Consider the following 17,293-nt stretch of genomic DNA (forward strand, 5'->3'; position numbering starts at 1 on the left):
ACAATCCATGATTTTTTAAAACCTATAAAAATGTCTAACTTTTTTATTGCACTTCAGATTGATCAGGCTCTTTTTTATTATTAATGATGGAAAATAATAGTTAATGTTCAAGAAGTTACTTACTTAAAATACCTAATCCGCCAAGAATAATTCCAACAATTAAAACAGAAACGATTAGTCTTGTTGAATTCATTTTCTTTTTACCTAGTAGCCAATAACAAATTGCCACTAAAATGACGGGTACAAGAGAAGGCATAATTTGATTCAAAATAGATTGAGCTTTAAGAACAACCTTACCAGTTTTGAAAACTAAGGGAACTTTAACTGATACCACGGTTGGAATCAATGCACCAACAACAGTAACACCGAGCAAGATTGCTGAATCGGTAATTTTGTTTAGTTTGTCACCGGCAGCGTAAATTAATTTTTCACCTTGAGAATAACCTAATGGTAATAATGAAAATCTTAAGAATAATACGGCAAAATTAACTAAAAGCCAAATAATTGCGCCAATTGGATTTCCGTGAAGTCCCATATAAGCACCAATTGATCCAAAAATGGTGGGAAGAATAACCCCGAAAATAGTATCACCAACACCTGCAAAAGGCCCCATTAAGCCAGTCTTTAATCCAGCAATCGTATCTTTCGCTTTTATTCCTTCTTTTTCCTCAATAGCCATATCCATACCAATGATGAAACCACCAACGTAGGCATTGGTATTAAAGAATTGGTTGTGCATCTTCATCATTTCTACACGATCGTTATCTTTTGAATAAAGTTTTTTTAGTGTTGGGAGCATGGTATATAGGTAACCAGTAGACATCATTCTTTCATAATTCCAACAAATTTGACTTGACCAAAGCCAACGCCAGTTAGCTCTGAATAAGTCTTTTTTTGTAATGACTTTATTAGTTTTCGTATTCACCGAGTTCATTTTCAGTTTCCTCCTCACGTGTAGTATTATCTGAGTTTGAATTATTACTATTACTACCTTGTTTGTAATGCATAATAGCTAACGCTAGACCTAGAAGAGCAACTCCAAGCATTGGAATTTTGAGATATGAAGCTGCAATAAAGCCTATTATTAAGTAGGAAATAAATTTCCTTGTTGGTAAAAATCTCAATAAAATGGCAATACCGACGACTGGTAGAATACCACCAGCTACATTTAATCCATTTGATAGCCAAGTAGGGATAGCATTAACAATTTTAGTTACAACACTATTACCAACAATCAACATAACAAACACAGGGATTGATCTGGATAGTCCCCAAGGGAATACACCATAGATGATATTTTTTGCTACATTTGTTGTGTCATTTTCGTCAATATATTTATCGACTTTATGTAAGAAGAAGGTATTTGTGAACCTTGCTAACACATCAAGCTGAACCATTAATAGCCCAACAGGAACGGCTAATCCAATGGCAAAGTTGACTCCTTTACCTGTCATAACCGCGTAGGCGGTACCAATGATGGCACCGGTCATAAAGTCAGGCATACTTGCACCGCCATAAGTACCAACTCCTAAGACCATTAATTGAAGCGTAGCACCTACAACTAGTCCAGTTTTTAAGTCGCCCATTATAATACCCGAAACAAATCCAATTAATAATGGATAATTACATAAGATACCAACAGTAATTTGATCGATAATCATCCAAAATGATAAACAAGTTAGTAATAATATTTGCCACCAAGCAATACTCATAATAATTTATTCTCCTTTATCCAATAATGTCATGAAATTTTGCTTTTTATCATTCGGCACCATTTGATGATATAAATTGATTCCTTTACTATTTAAATCGTTAAAGGTTTTTACATCTTCTTCTGTAACAGCGACACTCTTAGCAACTTGTCGAGCACCTTGTTTCATTGAAATATTTCCAACGTTTATTTCTTTCAACTTAACTCCATCATCTGTTAATTTACTTAACACGGCAGGATTCCTAACGATGATGAATACCCTTTGTCCAGCGTATTGATTTTCTTTTATCCGTCTTGCTGCACCATCAGTAGTTAAAATACTTAAATGCACACCACCTGGAACAGCTGTTTTCAAAGTCATTTTTTGAACGTTGCTTTTCACAATACTATCGTCAATTACCATAATTCGGCTAGCGGATAAGCTACTAGTCCACATGGTAGCGACTTGACCATGTATCAATCGAGCGTCAATTCTGACATTGATAATTGGATCTTTACCAGGCATCTTCTTAGGCGATTCTTTTTTTGCTATCTGTTTCTTAGTAGTTGCTTTATGTGAATCTGATGGATCGATTTCTACCAAAAATTTTTTATTTTCTTCAAGAGCATTTTCAATAGGAGTACCTGTTGCAATTGATAAAACTAATCCAAAAGAAAGTCCCGAGAATACTCTAACGTCTTTGTGTGTTTCCTTAAAAATTAAAGCGGAGTTAGCTGGTGTTCCACTTTTGATATCACAAATGATGTAGAAGAAATCATCATTATTTTTTTCATATAATTCTTGATATTTTGTTACTACATCATCAATTCCCATTGGATCTTTAAAAGATACTATTTGGAAATCATTTAACTTACCAGTAATCATTTCACAGCTACTCAGAGTTTCTTTTGAATAATTACCATGACTAGCTAATACATACATAAAGATTCACCTCCGACATGTTTAATGTGTTAACTTAATTTCAAAATCAGCTTAACACATTAAGTAAGCGAATACAATTACATTTTGAAAATACAATTAACCCCTATACATCAATGATTTCCACTGAAAAACGTTATTTGAATAAATATAACCTAATGTGTTATCCTAATGGCAAATATCCAAAAAGGAGTTTGTAATGATGAGTATGCCTGTAGAGAGAATTAAAAATTATGAACATATGGGACTTGGACTGTTTATTCATTGGGGGCTTTATTCTCAAATGGAACAAGGAGAGTGGACAGAATTCATTCATGACATTGATCAAAGAAAATATGAAGAATTAATAAATACATTTACTGCAAAAGATTTTAATGCGGAGTCAATTGTTAAAAAAGCTAAAAATATGGGTGCTAAGTACATTGTTTTGACTACAAAGCACCACGAAGGATTTTTCCTTTATGATACAAAAGGGTTAAGTGATTTTGATGTAATGCATAGTCCAGCAAAAAGAGATTTAATCAAAGAATATGTTGATGCCTGTCATAAATACGATATTAATCCATTTTTTTACATGGCATCCTATGATTGGCATAACCCCTTGTATAAAGATGACTTCAATAAATATTTAAAGTATTTACAAAGATCAGTAGAGTTATTATGCAAGAATTATGGCAAGATTGGTGGTCTTTGGTTTGATGGTAATTGGAATAAAAAAGATGCCGATTGGCATCTTGATGAATTGTATGGAACTATTCGTAAATATCAACCAGAAGCGATTATTATCAATAACACTGGATTAAAGAATATGGGGAAAGTCATTAATCCAGAAATTGATGCTGTGACTTATGAGCGTGGAATTCCTGACACAATTAATCATGGAGAAAAAAGCCAAAAATATGTTGCAGGAGAAATGTCAATTACTTTAAATAAACACTGGGGTATCGCCACTAATGATATTGATTATAAATCTCCAAGGGAAATGATTGAAACCATTTGTCATGGGAAAAAAGTTGGTGCAAACGTATTAGTAAATATAGGTCTTACAGGTACCGGGGAAATTCCAATTATATCTCAGGAATATATGAAAATGATTGGTCTTTGGATGAAGTTTTATGGTCAAGCCATTTATAGTGCAAAACCAACGCAAATAAAAGCTGCGGAAGGACTAAGGGATTTTGTGTTAAGTGATGGTGCAAACGATTATTTATTCATTTATGATATTAAGGTCACTGGAAATAGTAATGTAGTTTTGGGTGGTGAAGGTACAAATCCACGCTCATTCGTTGGAATTGATAAGAAGATAAAGAAAATAACCTGGTTGGATAACAATGAACAATTAAACTTTTTGCAAAATAATGATATGCTTACTGTTAACGCAACCGGTTTCAGGTATGGGACTGATTTGATAGTCCGTGTTGCCAAGGTTGACTTTGAAGATTAAGGAGAAAATCTCGGTAAATGTCAGTACCTAAGTATAAAGAAATAATAGATGTCTTAAACGAAGAATTAGGTGGTGGAAAATTACATCAGGGAGACAAATTTTACAGTGAATCTGAAATTTGTAGCCGATTTAATGTAAGCTCAACCACGGCCGTAAAAGTATTAAATGTTTTACAACAACAAAATAAAGTTACTAGAATCACAGGGAAGGGTACTTTTGTTGCAAAGGAAAATCATAAAAGTGTCGTCCTTTACACTGATCTAAATATGTCTAATGGTCATTCAGAAGGAGTTAAGGTTTTAAATGTTGAAATCAAAGATGACAAGACAGTATTAAAAAAAATGGGGCTTCATTCAAGCGACAAGTATTTAAAAGTAACAAGGATAAGATGTATTGGAGAAAAAACATCTCAATATTCTGTAAGTAATATTCGCTTGGATTATATTGATAAGAACAAATTAGATGATGATAGTAACTTTGACTCTGTTTATAGCAGAATTAAGGAAGATGTTGGTCTTGATCCCTATAAGTTGCCGTATACTCAAAAAACAACTATTAGTAAAGTGAAAGATTCCAATATTTTAAATTATTTTAATAGGACAAATAATTTATACGTATATCAGGAAAGATTAACTTATTTACCTACCGTGGATAGTTCTATTCTAGAGTATGCATATACTTATAAATTACCAGAATTTTGGGGTATGGAAACTGAATCGGTTTTTGGTGGAAATATTTAAAAATAACTATTCTGATTAAATTAGAAATAAACACAATAACTTCATAATTTCGTCAATCAATTTTAAGTTTGCTTAAATAAACAAGTTTTAAAGTATAAGTATCAATTAGCAAATGACAAATTATGAAAGGAGTGTTGGTTATGCGTTTTATACCTTTACTAATAATATTAACTATTTCGATAATCAGTGGTTTAATCATCAATCATAATGTTAAGGAATTCGAGAAGCGTCATTTCTATCTAATAAGCTTAGTTTATTTAACTTTTCTAGGAATGATTCTCTTTACACCAATTTCATTCGATGGAACATCAGTTTATGTGATGTCGGCGGGAACTGGACGGGTAAATCTGCATCAGCTTGATATAATTGATATCGGTTTTGCAGAAAACATTATTTTGACAGTTCCATTAGGATTCTTAATTAGAAAAATTTTCCCACATGTGTCGATACTTTCAATGGCCTTCACTGGGTTCATGATTGGTGGCGGAATTGAAACGTCCCAGTATTACTTATCACATATGTTCTTGATTAATCGGACTAGTGATATCAATGATGTCCTAGCAAATGCTTTAGGTATCGTCGTTGGTGCTATCTTGATGTTAGTTTACGAATATATCACTAATAAAAAGACAGTTGTCGCAACTAAATAAAACAATTAATAGGTTAATATCGACAGAATTAATCTATTGATTGTTTTTTTATGCTAGAATTTTAAGTAAATGGGGGCGCTTACAAAAATGGAGCAAAAAATAATTGACGCAATAATGGATTTTAGAAAGGGAGCTAAGGCTAACGATGACAAACGTGATGAAGGACTTCCAACTGAAGTTGAAGGTGTTAAACGTGTTGACGATATAGCTTATGGACCAGATCCGAAGTGGAATTTATTAGACCTTTACTTACCAGAAAATGTTGAAGGACCAATTCCTACCATTATAAATATTCACGGTGGTGGCTGGTGTTACGGTACTAAAGAAACTTATCAATTTTACGGATTGAATTGGGCCCAACGAGGGTTTGCATTCGTAAATCCTAATTATCGTTTGGCACCAGACGTGGTTTTCCCAGAAGAATTGGATGATGTTGACCGCTATATTCATTGGGTGGCCGATCATGCGGCCGAATATGGTCTCGACACTAATAATGTTTTCCTAATAGGAGATAGTGCCGGTGGGCAAATGGCTGAACAGTATACTACTATTTTGACCAACGAAAAATATCGTCAGATGTTTAACTATGAATTAACTGATCTGCATTTCCGTGCCGTAGCTTTAAATAGTTCGGCTAATTTTATGTATGATCCAGGAACGGTCACAGATGTAGTGGGAGCTTACTTCACACCAGAGCTTTTAAATAGCAAGCGTGATCAAATCAATACAGAAGAGTATATTCAATCTAATTTTTTACCAGCATATATTTGTACTGCTAATTATGATTTTATTCGTAACAATTCTGTCAAATTCGACGGCTTCTTGACAGCTAAAAAAGTCCCACATGTTTTTAAAATGTATGGTGACGAAAAGAATCCGCGTGAACACGTTTTCTTAATCAATCAAAGGGATACGATTGCTAAGCAAGCTAATGACGATGAAATGGCATTCTTTAAGAAATATTTGGTCAAATAGGCTTGTTCGGTAGTAAAAACTTGTCAGAGAAATTATCGTATATCATACTGAAATAAAGAGTTATTTATATGATGGAGGTTCAAATAATGGCAAAAGTTTTTATTGCTGGAAAAATTCCAGATAAAGCAGCAGCCTTACTAAATGCAACTGACTTAACAATTGATATGTATACTGATGATAAGCTAATTGACGTAACAACATTAAAACAACATATTGCTGACAGCGACTTTTTGATTACACCGCTGTCAACAGCAGTCGATCGTGATGTGTTGGATCACGCTCCTAAGTTAAAGTTAATTGCTAACTTTGGTGCCGGAACGAATAATATCGATACAGCGTATGCGAAGGAGTTAGGCATACCGGTAACCAATACACCAATCGTCTCAACTGTTTCAACAGCTGAATCTACTACTGGATTAATTATCGGTTTGATGCATCGAATTGCTGAGGGTGATCATCTGATGAGAACCACTGGTTTCAATGGTTGGGCACCGCTATTTTTCTTGGGTCATGAGTTACAAGGCAAGACCTTAGGAATTATTGGATTAGGTCAAATTGGACAAGCTGTTGCTAAGAGAATGCATGCTTTTGATATGCCAATTCTCTATACTCAACGCCATCGTCTCCCTGTTAGTCGTGAAGTTGAATTGGGAGCTAAGTTCGTTTCCCAAGAAGAGCTTTTAGAAAAGTCCGATGTTGTGACGCTACATTTACCACTCAATGAACATACAAAGCATTTATTAAGTACTAAAGAGTTTTCCCAAATGAAGTCTAGTGCTCTGTTGATCAATGCTGCTCGTGGCCCAATTATTGATGAAGTGGCACTGACGAAAGCATTGAAGGAACACGTTATTGCAGGTGCAGCTCTAGACGTTTACGAACATGAGCCAGAGGTATCTGATGAATTGAAACAGATGCAAAATGTTTTGCTTACACCACATTTAGGCAATGCTACAGTTGAAGCACGCGATGCTATGGCGACAATTGTTGCCAAAAATGTTATTGCAGCTGCTTCTGGGCAACCAATTAAGTATATTGTTAATGGACTATAAAGTGATGGAGGGAAAGCCATGTTTGCTAATTTGATAAATGAAAGTAGTCAAAAACAGTTAACCGTTAAAGTAGGTTTCTCTTGGACTGAAATGTTTTTCGGATTCTGGACACCAGTTTTTCGCTCTGATTTTAAGTGGGCTGCCATTCTAGTTTTGGCAGAAATACTTTTTGGTTCATTCACCTGGGGTGGTGGTGCCTTTTTAGTAACTCTTGTTTTCGCTTTCTTTTACAATCGTCTTTATGTGAAAGATATGGTGGCTCAAGGGTACAAACCGGCTGATAAAGTATCCGCTGATATATTGAAAAGCTATGGTTACATTTAAAATCGTTTCATAATAAGAGCTAGGTAAATTCAATATAGAATTACCTAGCTTTTTTGTGTTTGTAAATGTTTAAAAATCAAAATAACTTTGAATTTATTATGATCGGTTTCCAAGTTAACCCTGCCGCCAAGTGTTGTAACAAGGGATTGCACAATACTCAATCCTAGACCGACACTGTGATTGGTACGAGAATTGTCAGCCGTGTAAAAACGATTGAGTAATTGATTACTATCGTGAATATTTTCGTTGGTTTGATTTTCAAATGAGAGTTTCACGATACCATCTTCATTTTTCAAAGTAACATCCATATCATTTGAAGCGTATTTCAGAATATTACCGATAAGATTTTGAAAGATTCGTTTGAACATCATTTCATCACTATTCACAATGACTTTGGGGGCAATCTCTATTTGAGCATTGATATGTTTGGCTGTTAGTTGGTCATAATAGTTGAACAACTCTTTTTGCAAAGTGTCAGATAAATTAAATTGAGTGACACTGAGATTTTTACTCTTCTCTCGGATTAAATTAAAATCCATTAAGTAGTGTAGGTAGTAGTTGACCGAGTCAAGATTGCCTTGAACTCGAACTAGATCACGTTGATTTTTACCAGTACTCTGTTGTGTTAATAACTGGACGTAGCCAATTGAAACAGTTAGCGGTGTTTTGATGTCGTGGGTTAAGTTAGTCAGCATTTGGTTGAATTGTCTATTTTGAATTGCTTGTTTTTCTTTCAATTGGTGGGTCTCATTAAGATTGAAATTACAAGCTTGGGCTAATTTTTTAATAATAGGCAAACTAGTTCCGGTCGTAACTTCACCATTAGTATCGTTTTTATTGATGTAATTCAAATCCTTAGTAATCCGCTTAATATCATGCAAAATAAGACTAAGAATCAAAATTAGAATAAGACAGATAACAGTTAAAAATATAATCATGAAGACACCCTCCTCAGACAAATCGAATACCGATACCCCAGATGGAAACAATATAATTATTATTGGTGGCTTCGGTTAGTTTATGACGTAAGTTGCTAATATGAACATTTAAAGTGTTGTCGGAACTTTCAAAATATTCTTCATGCCAAACCATTTGAAACAACTGGCTTTTTTCATAGACCTGATGGGGATGAGACAAGAGAATTTGTAGTAAGTTGAATTCCTTTTTAGATAGTACCAAAGGTTGATCATTGGCAGTCACTTCGTGAGTTTGATCGTTTAAGATAATATTGTCATAGGATAATAAATGATTGTCTTCAGATTGGGCCTGATTACGTAATTGTACTGAAATTCGAGCCTGTAATTCTGCTATATCAAATGGTTTAGTCAAATAATCATTAGCGCCGTCGTTAAGTAAAGCGACGGTTTTTTCTTTGCTCTGAATAGCGGTCAAGACGATGATGGGAACTTGTGATTGATCACGAATGACTTTCAAAACACTTTCACCATTGATCTGAGGCAACATCAAATCCAAAATAACTAAATCTGGTTGAATATTTTTGAATTCATTAATTCCACTGACACCGTCAAGAGATTTATAAATCAAATAATCATTTGATAGAACGTCGAATAAAAGTGCCTGAATGTCTTCGTTATCCTCAATTATTAATATTTTTGAATGCATACTTTAACCCCTAATTGTTTGTTATCTTAATTTTATCGTATAAAAAAGTTGGTTTCTTTAGAATTAATAATTAATTAAGGTTTATTTATATCTCAAATTAAGTAATGTTTTCTACTATATTAATTGAAGAGGAGGGATTGTTATGACGAAAACAATTCTATCAGTGAATAATATCAGCAAGTCATTTGGCCGTTATAAAGCCATCGACAATGTGAGTTTCAACTTACAAAAAGGTGATATTTACGGTCTGATTGGTTCCAATGGTGCCGGAAAAACCACTATTATGCGTTTGATCACACAATTATCGCCACTCAAAGTTGGTGAAATTAAGCTATTTGATCAAAGAATTAATCAGCAAGCACTTAAACATGTGGGAGCCGTTATTGAGACTCCAGCTGCTTTTGGCAAGTTGACAGTTCAAGAAAATTTGAAATTAGTTGCCATACAGCGTGGTATCAATGACTCTAAGAAGATTACAGAAATAATTAAATTCGTTGGTTTGACGGAAAAAGTTCATACGGAGGCTAAGAATTTGTCACTTGGTCAAAGACAGCGCTTAGGATTAGCAATAGCTATTTTACCAGAGCCTGATTTGTTGATTTTAGATGAACCAATTAATGGACTTGATCCATCAGGAATTATTGAATTTAGAAAACTATTAAAGAAATTAAATCAGGAAAAGCAAATCACGATTCTGATTTCCAGTCATATTTTGACGGAGTTATATCAAGTGTCGACACGATTCGGCTTTATCTATAATGGGCAATTGATTAAAGAAATTACCAAAGAGGAGTTGGATAAGGCTAATCAATCTGGTCTTGTTTTAACGGTCGATGATGTTTCAAAAGCAGCACAAGTGATTGATCAAAAGTTTATGGAAAAATTCACAGTGGTTGATGATAAAAATATCTTGATCCATTCATTAGGTATTGATCCTTCCAAACTAAATCGTGAATTGGTTGAAAATGGTATCTCGGTTATCAGTTTGACTAAGGAAGAGAAATCATTAGAGGATTATTATACGAATTTGATAGGAGGGATTAAGAATGCTTAATCAATTAAGAACTGACTTCTATCGTTTAAGTCACACTTTGGGAATCTATTTGACACTACTCTTTGCTATTGGGTATTCAGCCGTTATTACTAGTAAAAATATTGTTGGTGGAATCATGGTCACGACTGATTCAATGGCAAAGCTGGATTCATCAAAGCTTTGGACATTAAAAGATGGTATTAATGCCAGCACCTTATCATCAAGTCTTCTGGTATACGCTTTTATCGGTATTTTTGTTATGACAGTTGGTTATGAATTTAGTCAAAAGACGTATAAAAATACGTTGGTTTCAGGGATAACGCGAACACAATTTATTATTTCTAAATATTTGGTCATGTTGATCAATATTTTCGTATTAAGTCTAGTCTATTTTTTTACTAGTATTGTTACAGGGATGTTATTGTCCCGTTCTGTAGGTACAAGCTGGTCAAAATTGTTGGCAACGGTTTTTAAGACCTCCTTAGTAATTGCCTTTTTCATTAGTGTAATTTTTGGATTAGCTATCTTGGTATTACTTTTAACATCTTCAATCGTGACTGGTTCGATTTTTATTGTGATCTGTCCAATTTTGGTAACGACATTACATAACATTGCTAATTGGAGTTGGTTAAAGTACTTTGATTTCTTCAGTGTTGCAATGAAGATTAGCTTAGGGTTGATTCCTAATAATCAGTTGTGGAATTACATTTCGATTAGTTTGTTAGTACTTTTAGTTACTATCGTGTTGTCAGTAGTAGTGATCAGAAATAAGGAGATGTAATTCGACATGAAGAAGAAATACCTTATTGGATTAGTAATCATTGCTGTTGTGGGAATTTGGATTATTAAAAGTCCTCACGAACTGACTACTGCCCAAGTTTTGGAAAGATTCAGTTGGGTTGTAAAGCAAAATGGCAATAAACAAGGCGTAGCAAAATTTACGAAATCAAAGATGAAATTGAGAAATGGTCTACATCAACAAATTTACAAATATAAAGTTAATGATGATGATGTATTAACTATTAAGAATGGTCAATATCGGGGAAGTTATGATATGAGAATGGAAGCAACAGATTATAAACTAGTTCCTCAAAAGCACGGTATTTCATTATCATTGATTAGAAACGATTGATGAATATTACGAATAAAAGCAATCACATATTTAATATAATGTGGTTGCCTTTTTAGTATGAACAGACATATTTATTTTGTTATCTTATATCTCACAGTTATTGAACATGATATAGATTCGAATGTTGATCTTTGTTGATATGACAATGAAATGCCGAAAAATTATATTTAAGCATTAATAAATATAATTAATTCTGTTGGAAATTTTTAAACTATTCAATTTCGTCAAATAAATGAGCCTAATAAACTTGGAAAAATGCCTTTCTTTATTGTGAAGTTATTGATAAGTTCTAAGCATTAATGATGGAAGTGGAAGGAATAAACATAATGGGAACTAAAAGATTTATGTCTCTAGGTTTAGTTGTAGCAGCATTATCAATCGTTATGACAAGCATTAACACGGTTTCGGCCGATAGTACTAGTTCTTTTATACCGTCAAAAAACGCTCAATCATCAATTACTGGGTTTGCTAGTGGCGTAACGGTAAATGAAAAATCTATTCCACTGTATGACGTTAATGGTAAGCAATTTCCACGTTTATTAGGAGAAGGTACTTCATGGCGTGTCGATATTCAAAATACAGTTGATGGGAATATTTACTATCGTGTGGGGAATAATGAATTTGTAAAGGGTGAGCAAGTTGTTCTTTACAAGAATGATTCAGGTAATATCAAAATCAGCACTAAAGCACCAGCAGATCTTTATAACAGAAGTGGTGTTAGAATTTCACGTTCTTTAGCACCTAATACAGTTTGGCATACTGATCGATTCATAACGATCAATGGAATTTCCTATGTAAGAGTAGCAACGAATGAGTATGTTCAAACGGGTGACTTTGTAGCAGTAGATTAAATTTTTGGATTTTAAAATAATATTTGTTTGAATGATTAGGGAGAAAAATTATGTGTGGAATTGTTGGCTTTGTCGATGGCAAGATTGCCGATAAAAAACCAGTTTTGAATTCAATGATGGAAGCAATTAGACATCGTGGACCCAACAGTGCGGGGACACTTCAAGACAAGAATGTAGCGATTGGTTTTAGACGTTTGAGTATCATTGATGTTAATAATGGGATGCAACCAATCTACAATGAAGATAAAACAAAGGCCGTTGTTTTTAACGGTGAGATTTATAATTATGTGGAATTACGAGAAAAATTAGAATCTTTAGGACATGTTTTTAGTACTTCTACAGATACAGAAGTATTGGTGCATGGATTTGAAGAGTGGGGTATCGACGAGTTATTAAAACGAATTCGTGGTATGTTCGTTTTTATCATTTATGATTTTGAATCAGGTGAGATCACTGGTGCAAGGGACTTTTTTGGAATTAAACCTTTGTACTACTACAACCATAACGGTACTTTTCTATTTGCTTCTGAAATCAAAGCCTTTTTGCATCATCCTAACTTTAAAAAAGAATTCAACGAAAGATCATTGAAGCCATTTTTAACTTTCCAATATTCAGCGACTGACGAAACTTTCTTTAAAAATGTTTATCGAATCCCTGAAGGTCACTATTTTATATTTAAGAATGGTCAATTAAAGATTGTTAAGTATTGGGATATGAAATTTTCTGAAGAGAATTTATCTTTAGAGGATGCTGTAGATCAAATTGACCAAGCTATGCATGATTCGGTTAAAAAACATTCTGTTAGTGACGTGCCAGTGGGTTCATTATTATCTAGTGGAGTCGATTCCAGTTATGTGACAGCTATCTTTAAACCACAGCATACCTATTCTATCGATTTTGATACGAATACCTATGAAGAAGGTAGTGCTGCTTCAGCTTTGGCCTCCAAGTTAGGTCTGGAAAATACTAGAGGGATAGTGACCAGAGAAGAAGCTATCAAGGCGATACCGTTAATTCAATATCATATGGATGAGCCAGAAGCTAATCCTTCTTGTGTTCCACTGTACTTTTTGACTAAATTGGCTAGTAAAGATGTGACAGTGATTCTTTCTGGTGAGGGAGCTGATGAATTATTTGCTGGTTATGCTAACTACGGTTATCACTCACATTCCAAAATAGTTCGAGCTTTAGGAGAAAATTTAAAGAAGTTGCCAAAAGGAATAAGATACAATCTAGCACGAGGATTAAAGCACCTCCCTAATTTTCCAGGTCGATTGCACTTATATGAATCAACCGCTAAAGCAGAAGAGTTCTTTATTGGACAAGCTAAAGTTTTCAGTGAAATTGAAGCTAAACAGTTATTGAAGTCTGAGTATCAAGATTCAGAGTCAGTTTCAGAAATAGTAATGAAGAGTTATCAAAAAGTCAGTCAATCTGAAGATGAAGTCAAGAAGATGCAATATTTAGATTTACATCAATTTATGGCTAAGGATATTCTTTTGAAGGCCGATCGAATGAGTATGGCTAATTCAACTGAATTACGAGTACCATTCTTAGATACAGAAATGGCAGAGATAGCGGCGAAGATTCCTACTAAGCATCTGTTAAATAGTAAAGATAGTAAATATGCTTTGCGAGTGGCCGCTGAAAGAAATTTGCCTAAAGAATGGGCTAAGCGGGAAAAATTAGGGTTCCCAGTTCCGATTAGGGATTGGATCAAAACAGATGATGTATACCTAGAATTTCGTAAATTGTTCTCAACTGATTTTGCTAAAAAATTCTTTGACCAGTCACTAATTATAAAAATGTTGGATGATTGTCATGAAGGAAAGAACGATGATCGTCGTAAAGTATGGACGATTTATACTTTCTTAATTTGGTACAAAGTTTTCTTTATCGATGGTGGTAAGAAGCCCGATGTTGATCCACAAGTATTACTTCAAGCGTAAACAAAAAGTCTAGTAAAGATGGAATTATTTCCAAATTTACTAGACTTTTCTTATACGGATTTTTTACAAAAACTGTAAATGGCTAGAATAATAAAGATTGCAATATAGATGGCATAACCGATGGAAATCTGTGTTAACGATAGTTGAGTCATTTGATGAAAACCATGACTTTGAATTTGTTCACCAAGATTCATCATGTTTAAAGGATTCCATTTAAGCCAATCGAATTTAGCAATTAATGCAAGTAACATTTGATTGAAGACGTTGATGACGAAGTAACCAATGATACCAATCATTAATGCAAGATTAGAACTATTGAGCAAGGTTCCTAATAGAACAACTAGACTCATTAAGAATAATAATGTTAGAAAGTTGTTGAGATTAGTTAGTAACCAAGCTTTCCAAATTTTATGAGTTAATTCAAGTTTATTAGCAAAGACAAATTTGAATACTAAACTGATCAATGAGTTACCTACAAAAAGTAAAATAGTGAAAGTTAATAATGTGATTATTTTACTAGTGATGATTTGAATGTATGAAAACTTCCGATAGAGCAGAGAACGCAAAGTCCCAAATTGTCGTTCTTTGGTAATGACTGTACTACAGATGGCGATGATGAAGAATGTAATTAGGATAATAGCCATGTAATTGTTAAGAAAGGCATCTTTATCACTTAAGAACTTAGGGTACTTTTTGGAACAAAAGACGACTAGTAGTTGAAAAAGAAATAATCCAATTAAAAATATTTGTGTGCTACGTTGTTTCATAAGTTTGTAAGATTCTTGTCTAATCAATGTTCTCATGCTTATTTACCTTCACTATCTAAGACCTTCAAGAGCGATTCTTCGAGGTCTCCATCTTGTTGTTTAATATCGTTAATTGTGATGTTGTTGGACAATAATAGCTGTAAAAGATCATTAATTGAAAACTTATCGGTAATAGGAATTTCCAAGGCTGTTTTATTTTCAACTTGGTAATTATTTCTTAATAATAAGTCGGAGGCCATTTCATTGTTGTCGGTTTCAATTAAGTAGAACTTCTTGTTGGCAGCTAAAAGATTGTCCATAGTCGTTGAAGTAACGATTTCACCATGATTGATAACAATTACATCGTCAGCGATGCGTTGCAATTCACTAAGAATGTGACTAGAAATTAGGAAAGTAACACCATTCTGTTTTTCTTGAACGATTAGATCACGTAAGTCTTTTGTAGCCTTAGGATCGAGACCATTCATCGGTTCATCTAGAATGACAAACTGTGGGTTGTTTAGGAGTGCCAAACCAACACCAAGTTTTTGCTTCATACCGAGTGAGTAACCTTTAGTCTTTTGATCAGCAAAGTGATCCATTCTCAATTTGCTGATGATATTGTTAACTTTCTGTTCCCGATCTTTACCGGTGGAGAAGAGTCTAAGCTGTTCTCGACCAGTTAGGTAAGGATAGAGACCTGGATATTCAATCAAAGCACCAACTGATTGTAGTGGTTGATGTTGTCGTATGGAAACAGCCTTATCGTTAATAGTGATTTTACCGTCGAAAGGCAAGATACCTAAAATTGCTTTCATAATAGTTGTTTTACCAGCACCATTGGCACCAATTAAGCCTATAATATGACCTTGTTGGACTGTGAAATTAATATTGTTCAATACCTTCTTGTTGCCAAATGCTTTGTTTAAATTTTGGATTTTTAAAAGTGTTGTATTCAAAGAAATCCTCTCCCTTATTGTTTGCCTGTACCAGTACACTAATACAGTAAAGCAATAACTATGAAATTTCAACAAAAATTGACAATTAAATCATAATTAGTTTTTAACTAATAAAATTAATAATAAATTAAAATGATGATATACTTATATTCATATTATTTAAAGGAGCATTTTTATGGATATCTGGGAAAAATTATATTTAGCAGCGAAACCATTGTATAAACCAGCTGAATTGAATGATTTTGTTTATGCAAATAACGTCGTCTGCGCTTTAGAAAGTAAATCCGGGAAAATTTATACAGGCTATTGCATTGAAATGGCTTGTGGTACGATCAATCTTTGTGCAGAAAGAGTCGCTCTTTTGAACATGTTGCAAGATAGTGGTGAAATGGAAGTTAAACGAATCATTGCGTTTAGAGATACGCCACCATCAGGATTGGATGGATTACCATGTGGAACTTGCCGTGAAACTTTGATGGAATTTTCTAGTAATAATAAAGACACAGAAATTATGGTTAACTATGATAAAAGAGAAACTACTACATTAGGAGAATTGTTCCCCAATTGGTGGGGGAGTATTAAGACAAAATAGAGGCAAACAATGGGATCAAGAATTATGCATTACTCAATGGCAAAAGTATTGGCCGACAAACATGGATACAATCAAGAATTTTTATTAGGTAGTATTGCACCTGATGTTAATAAGAATTCTAAAGCTTCCAAAGCATTGACACATTTTATTCATGGGAAAAGAAATATTTGTCCTGAATCTTTTTTTGAAGAATATGGTCCAAACCTAACACAATTTCAATTAGGATATTATTTACATTTATTAGGGGACAAATTGTGGTTAGAAACAGTCTTTAAAAAATATATTCTTAACAACAAAAGTTATCCTAAAGCAGAATTATTAGAGAAGTATTATGCTGATTTCACAGTATTAAATCATGATTTGATTCTAAGATATAGTCTGTCTGAACCAAACTTATCTTTCCCAATCGTTACCAATGTTAAAGAAATTGAAGATACTGATTTACCATTATTAGTTGCTGAATTTAAATCAGATTTCACTGTGGTAAAGAATGAATCCTTAAAAGTATTCAATAAAAACGATATTTATCAGTATATAAACGATGGTATCAAACTTTTTGAATCAAAATGTTTTTGAGATAATGATGAGATTTA

Annotated in this window: 20 protein-coding genes; 13 read left to right on the forward strand and 7 right to left on the reverse strand. The window is 33.7% G+C overall.

Annotated elements, in window-relative coordinates; all coding sequences use genetic code 11:
* Positions 1-115: 115 nt before the first annotated feature.
* From FC97_RS06980 to FC97_RS06990, 3 genes are read right to left on the reverse strand one after another with little or no spacing between them, the layout of a single operon-like run.
* Positions 116-934, reverse strand: coding sequence for a PTS system mannose/fructose/sorbose family transporter subunit IID (locus tag FC97_RS06980; protein WP_054643663.1), 819 nt, complete (start codon positions 932-934; stop codon positions 116-118).
* A complete protein-coding gene (locus FC97_RS06985; RefSeq protein ID WP_054643664.1) occupies positions 909-1,712 on the reverse strand; it encodes a PTS mannose/fructose/sorbose/N-acetylgalactosamine transporter subunit IIC in 804 nt (267 codons plus the stop codon). Before FC97_RS06985 ends, FC97_RS06980 begins: the two co-directional genes overlap by 26 nt.
* A 6-nt stretch (positions 1,713-1,718) precedes the next feature.
* Positions 1,719-2,633 carry a PTS sugar transporter subunit IIAB gene (locus tag FC97_RS06990; protein ID WP_054643665.1) on the reverse strand — a complete coding sequence of 305 codons (915 nt, stop codon included), beginning with the start codon at positions 2,631-2,633 and terminating at the stop codon, positions 1,719-1,721.
* A gap of 199 nt (positions 2,634-2,832) precedes the next feature.
* Between FC97_RS06990 and FC97_RS06995 the strand changes: the two genes are divergently transcribed.
* The 6 genes from FC97_RS06995 (at position 2,833) to FC97_RS07020 (ending at position 7,815) form a co-directional block, all read left to right on the forward strand.
* Positions 2,833-4,074, forward strand: a complete 1,242-nt coding sequence (locus tag FC97_RS06995) for an alpha-L-fucosidase (RefSeq protein WP_054643666.1) — start codon at positions 2,833-2,835, stop codon at positions 4,072-4,074.
* A gap of 17 nt (positions 4,075-4,091) precedes the next feature.
* Positions 4,092-4,814, forward strand: coding sequence for a GntR family transcriptional regulator (locus tag FC97_RS07000; protein WP_054643667.1), 723 nt, complete (start codon positions 4,092-4,094; stop codon positions 4,812-4,814).
* A 140-nt stretch (positions 4,815-4,954) separates the two neighbouring features.
* Positions 4,955-5,464 (forward strand): VanZ family protein, encoded by a 510-nt coding sequence (locus FC97_RS07005; RefSeq protein WP_054643668.1) that lies wholly within the window; start codon positions 4,955-4,957, stop codon positions 5,462-5,464.
* A gap of 87 nt (positions 5,465-5,551) precedes the next feature.
* On the forward strand, positions 5,552-6,439 hold the full coding sequence (locus FC97_RS07010) for an alpha/beta hydrolase (RefSeq protein WP_054643669.1): 888 nt from the start codon (positions 5,552-5,554) through the stop codon (positions 6,437-6,439).
* 86 nt (positions 6,440-6,525) lie between these two features.
* Entirely contained in the window at positions 6,526-7,491 is a 966-nt protein-coding gene (locus tag FC97_RS07015) for a 2-hydroxyacid dehydrogenase family protein (RefSeq protein ID WP_054643670.1), read from the forward strand.
* A gap of 18 nt (positions 7,492-7,509) precedes the next feature.
* Complete coding sequence (locus tag FC97_RS07020) at positions 7,510-7,815, forward strand: hypothetical protein (RefSeq protein WP_054643671.1); 306 nt, start codon at positions 7,510-7,512, stop codon at positions 7,813-7,815.
* Between the two features lie 44 nt (positions 7,816-7,859).
* Here FC97_RS07020 and FC97_RS07025 read toward each other — a convergent pair whose 3' ends face one another.
* Both FC97_RS07025 and FC97_RS07030 read right to left on the reverse strand, forming a co-directional pair.
* Positions 7,860-8,753 carry a sensor histidine kinase gene (locus FC97_RS07025; RefSeq protein ID WP_054643672.1) on the reverse strand — a complete coding sequence of 298 codons (894 nt, stop codon included), beginning with the start codon at positions 8,751-8,753 and terminating at the stop codon, positions 7,860-7,862.
* A 13-nt stretch (positions 8,754-8,766) separates the two neighbouring features.
* Positions 8,767-9,438: a response regulator transcription factor gene (locus tag FC97_RS07030; protein ID WP_054643673.1), complete on the reverse strand. Its 672-nt coding sequence runs from the start codon at positions 9,436-9,438 to the stop codon at positions 8,767-8,769.
* A gap of 142 nt (positions 9,439-9,580) precedes the next feature.
* Between FC97_RS07030 and FC97_RS07035 the strand changes: the two genes are divergently transcribed.
* From FC97_RS07035 to asnB, 5 genes are all read left to right on the forward strand, one after another.
* Positions 9,581-10,492 (forward strand): ABC transporter ATP-binding protein, encoded by a 912-nt coding sequence (locus tag FC97_RS07035; protein WP_054643674.1) that lies wholly within the window; start codon positions 9,581-9,583, stop codon positions 10,490-10,492.
* Positions 10,485-11,252, forward strand: a complete 768-nt coding sequence (locus FC97_RS13375) for an ABC transporter permease (RefSeq protein WP_143442705.1) — start codon at positions 10,485-10,487, stop codon at positions 11,250-11,252. The genes FC97_RS07035 and FC97_RS13375 overlap by 8 nt, the downstream gene beginning before the upstream one ends.
* Positions 11,253-11,258: 6 nt before the next feature.
* A complete protein-coding gene (locus FC97_RS07045; RefSeq protein ID WP_054643675.1) occupies positions 11,259-11,603 on the forward strand; it encodes a hypothetical protein in 345 nt (114 codons plus the stop codon).
* Positions 11,604-11,929: 326 nt separating this feature from the next.
* A complete protein-coding gene (locus FC97_RS07050; RefSeq protein ID WP_054643676.1) occupies positions 11,930-12,454 on the forward strand; it encodes an SLAP domain-containing protein in 525 nt (174 codons plus the stop codon).
* A 50-nt stretch (positions 12,455-12,504) separates the two neighbouring features.
* Positions 12,505-14,403, forward strand: coding sequence for an asparagine synthase (glutamine-hydrolyzing) (gene asnB / locus FC97_RS07055; protein WP_056967989.1), 1,899 nt, complete (start codon positions 12,505-12,507; stop codon positions 14,401-14,403).
* Between the two features lie 50 nt (positions 14,404-14,453).
* Here asnB and FC97_RS07060 read toward each other — a convergent pair whose 3' ends face one another.
* Positions 14,454-15,206: an ABC transporter permease gene (locus tag FC97_RS07060; protein WP_054643677.1), complete on the reverse strand. Its 753-nt coding sequence runs from the start codon at positions 15,204-15,206 to the stop codon at positions 14,454-14,456.
* 2 nt (positions 15,207-15,208) lie between these two features.
* On the reverse strand, positions 15,209-16,108 hold the full coding sequence (locus tag FC97_RS07065) for an ATP-binding cassette domain-containing protein (RefSeq protein ID WP_054643678.1): 900 nt from the start codon (positions 16,106-16,108) through the stop codon (positions 15,209-15,211).
* A 175-nt stretch (positions 16,109-16,283) separates the two neighbouring features.
* Between FC97_RS07065 and FC97_RS07070 the strand changes: the two genes are divergently transcribed.
* Complete coding sequence (locus FC97_RS07070) at positions 16,284-16,700, forward strand: cytidine deaminase family protein (protein WP_054643679.1); 417 nt, start codon at positions 16,284-16,286, stop codon at positions 16,698-16,700.
* A 9-nt stretch (positions 16,701-16,709) separates the two neighbouring features.
* Complete coding sequence (locus FC97_RS07075) at positions 16,710-17,276, forward strand: hypothetical protein (RefSeq protein ID WP_054643680.1); 567 nt, start codon at positions 16,710-16,712, stop codon at positions 17,274-17,276.
* Positions 17,277-17,293 lie beyond the last annotated feature (17 nt).

The sequence above is a fragment of the Companilactobacillus kimchii DSM 13961 = JCM 10707 genome, from assembly GCF_001435445.1.
Lineage (GTDB): Bacteria > Bacillota > Bacilli > Lactobacillales > Lactobacillaceae > Companilactobacillus > Companilactobacillus kimchii.

Coding starts and splice junctions, on each gene's coding strand:
- FC97_RS06980 (WP_054643663.1), bottom strand. CDS start 934: ATGAACTCGGTGAATACGAAAACTAATAAAGTCATTACAAAAAAAGAC.
- FC97_RS06985 (WP_054643664.1), bottom strand. CDS start 1,712: ATGAGTATTGCTTGGTGGCAAATATTATTACTAACTTGTTTATCATTT.
- FC97_RS06990 (WP_054643665.1), bottom strand. CDS start 2,633: ATGTATGTATTAGCTAGTCATGGTAATTATTCAAAAGAAACTCTGAGT.
- FC97_RS06995 (WP_054643666.1), top strand. CDS start 2,833: ATGAGTATGCCTGTAGAGAGAATTAAAAATTATGAACATATGGGACTT.
- FC97_RS07000 (WP_054643667.1), top strand. CDS start 4,092: ATGTCAGTACCTAAGTATAAAGAAATAATAGATGTCTTAAACGAAGAA.
- FC97_RS07005 (WP_054643668.1), top strand. CDS start 4,955: ATGCGTTTTATACCTTTACTAATAATATTAACTATTTCGATAATCAGT.
- FC97_RS07010 (WP_054643669.1), top strand. CDS start 5,552: ATGGAGCAAAAAATAATTGACGCAATAATGGATTTTAGAAAGGGAGCT.
- FC97_RS07015 (WP_054643670.1), top strand. CDS start 6,526: ATGGCAAAAGTTTTTATTGCTGGAAAAATTCCAGATAAAGCAGCAGCC.
- FC97_RS07020 (WP_054643671.1), top strand. CDS start 7,510: ATGTTTGCTAATTTGATAAATGAAAGTAGTCAAAAACAGTTAACCGTT.
- FC97_RS07025 (WP_054643672.1), bottom strand. CDS start 8,753: ATGATTATATTTTTAACTGTTATCTGTCTTATTCTAATTTTGATTCTT.
- FC97_RS07030 (WP_054643673.1), bottom strand. CDS start 9,438: ATGCATTCAAAAATATTAATAATTGAGGATAACGAAGACATTCAGGCA.
- FC97_RS07035 (WP_054643674.1), top strand. CDS start 9,581: ATGACGAAAACAATTCTATCAGTGAATAATATCAGCAAGTCATTTGGC.
- FC97_RS13375 (WP_143442705.1), top strand. CDS start 10,485: ATGCTTAATCAATTAAGAACTGACTTCTATCGTTTAAGTCACACTTTG.
- FC97_RS07045 (WP_054643675.1), top strand. CDS start 11,259: ATGAAGAAGAAATACCTTATTGGATTAGTAATCATTGCTGTTGTGGGA.
- FC97_RS07050 (WP_054643676.1), top strand. CDS start 11,930: ATGGGAACTAAAAGATTTATGTCTCTAGGTTTAGTTGTAGCAGCATTA.
- asnB (WP_056967989.1), top strand. CDS start 12,505: ATGTGTGGAATTGTTGGCTTTGTCGATGGCAAGATTGCCGATAAAAAA.
- FC97_RS07060 (WP_054643677.1), bottom strand. CDS start 15,206: ATGAGAACATTGATTAGACAAGAATCTTACAAACTTATGAAACAACGT.
- FC97_RS07070 (WP_054643679.1), top strand. CDS start 16,284: ATGGATATCTGGGAAAAATTATATTTAGCAGCGAAACCATTGTATAAA.
- FC97_RS07075 (WP_054643680.1), top strand. CDS start 16,710: ATGGGATCAAGAATTATGCATTACTCAATGGCAAAAGTATTGGCCGAC.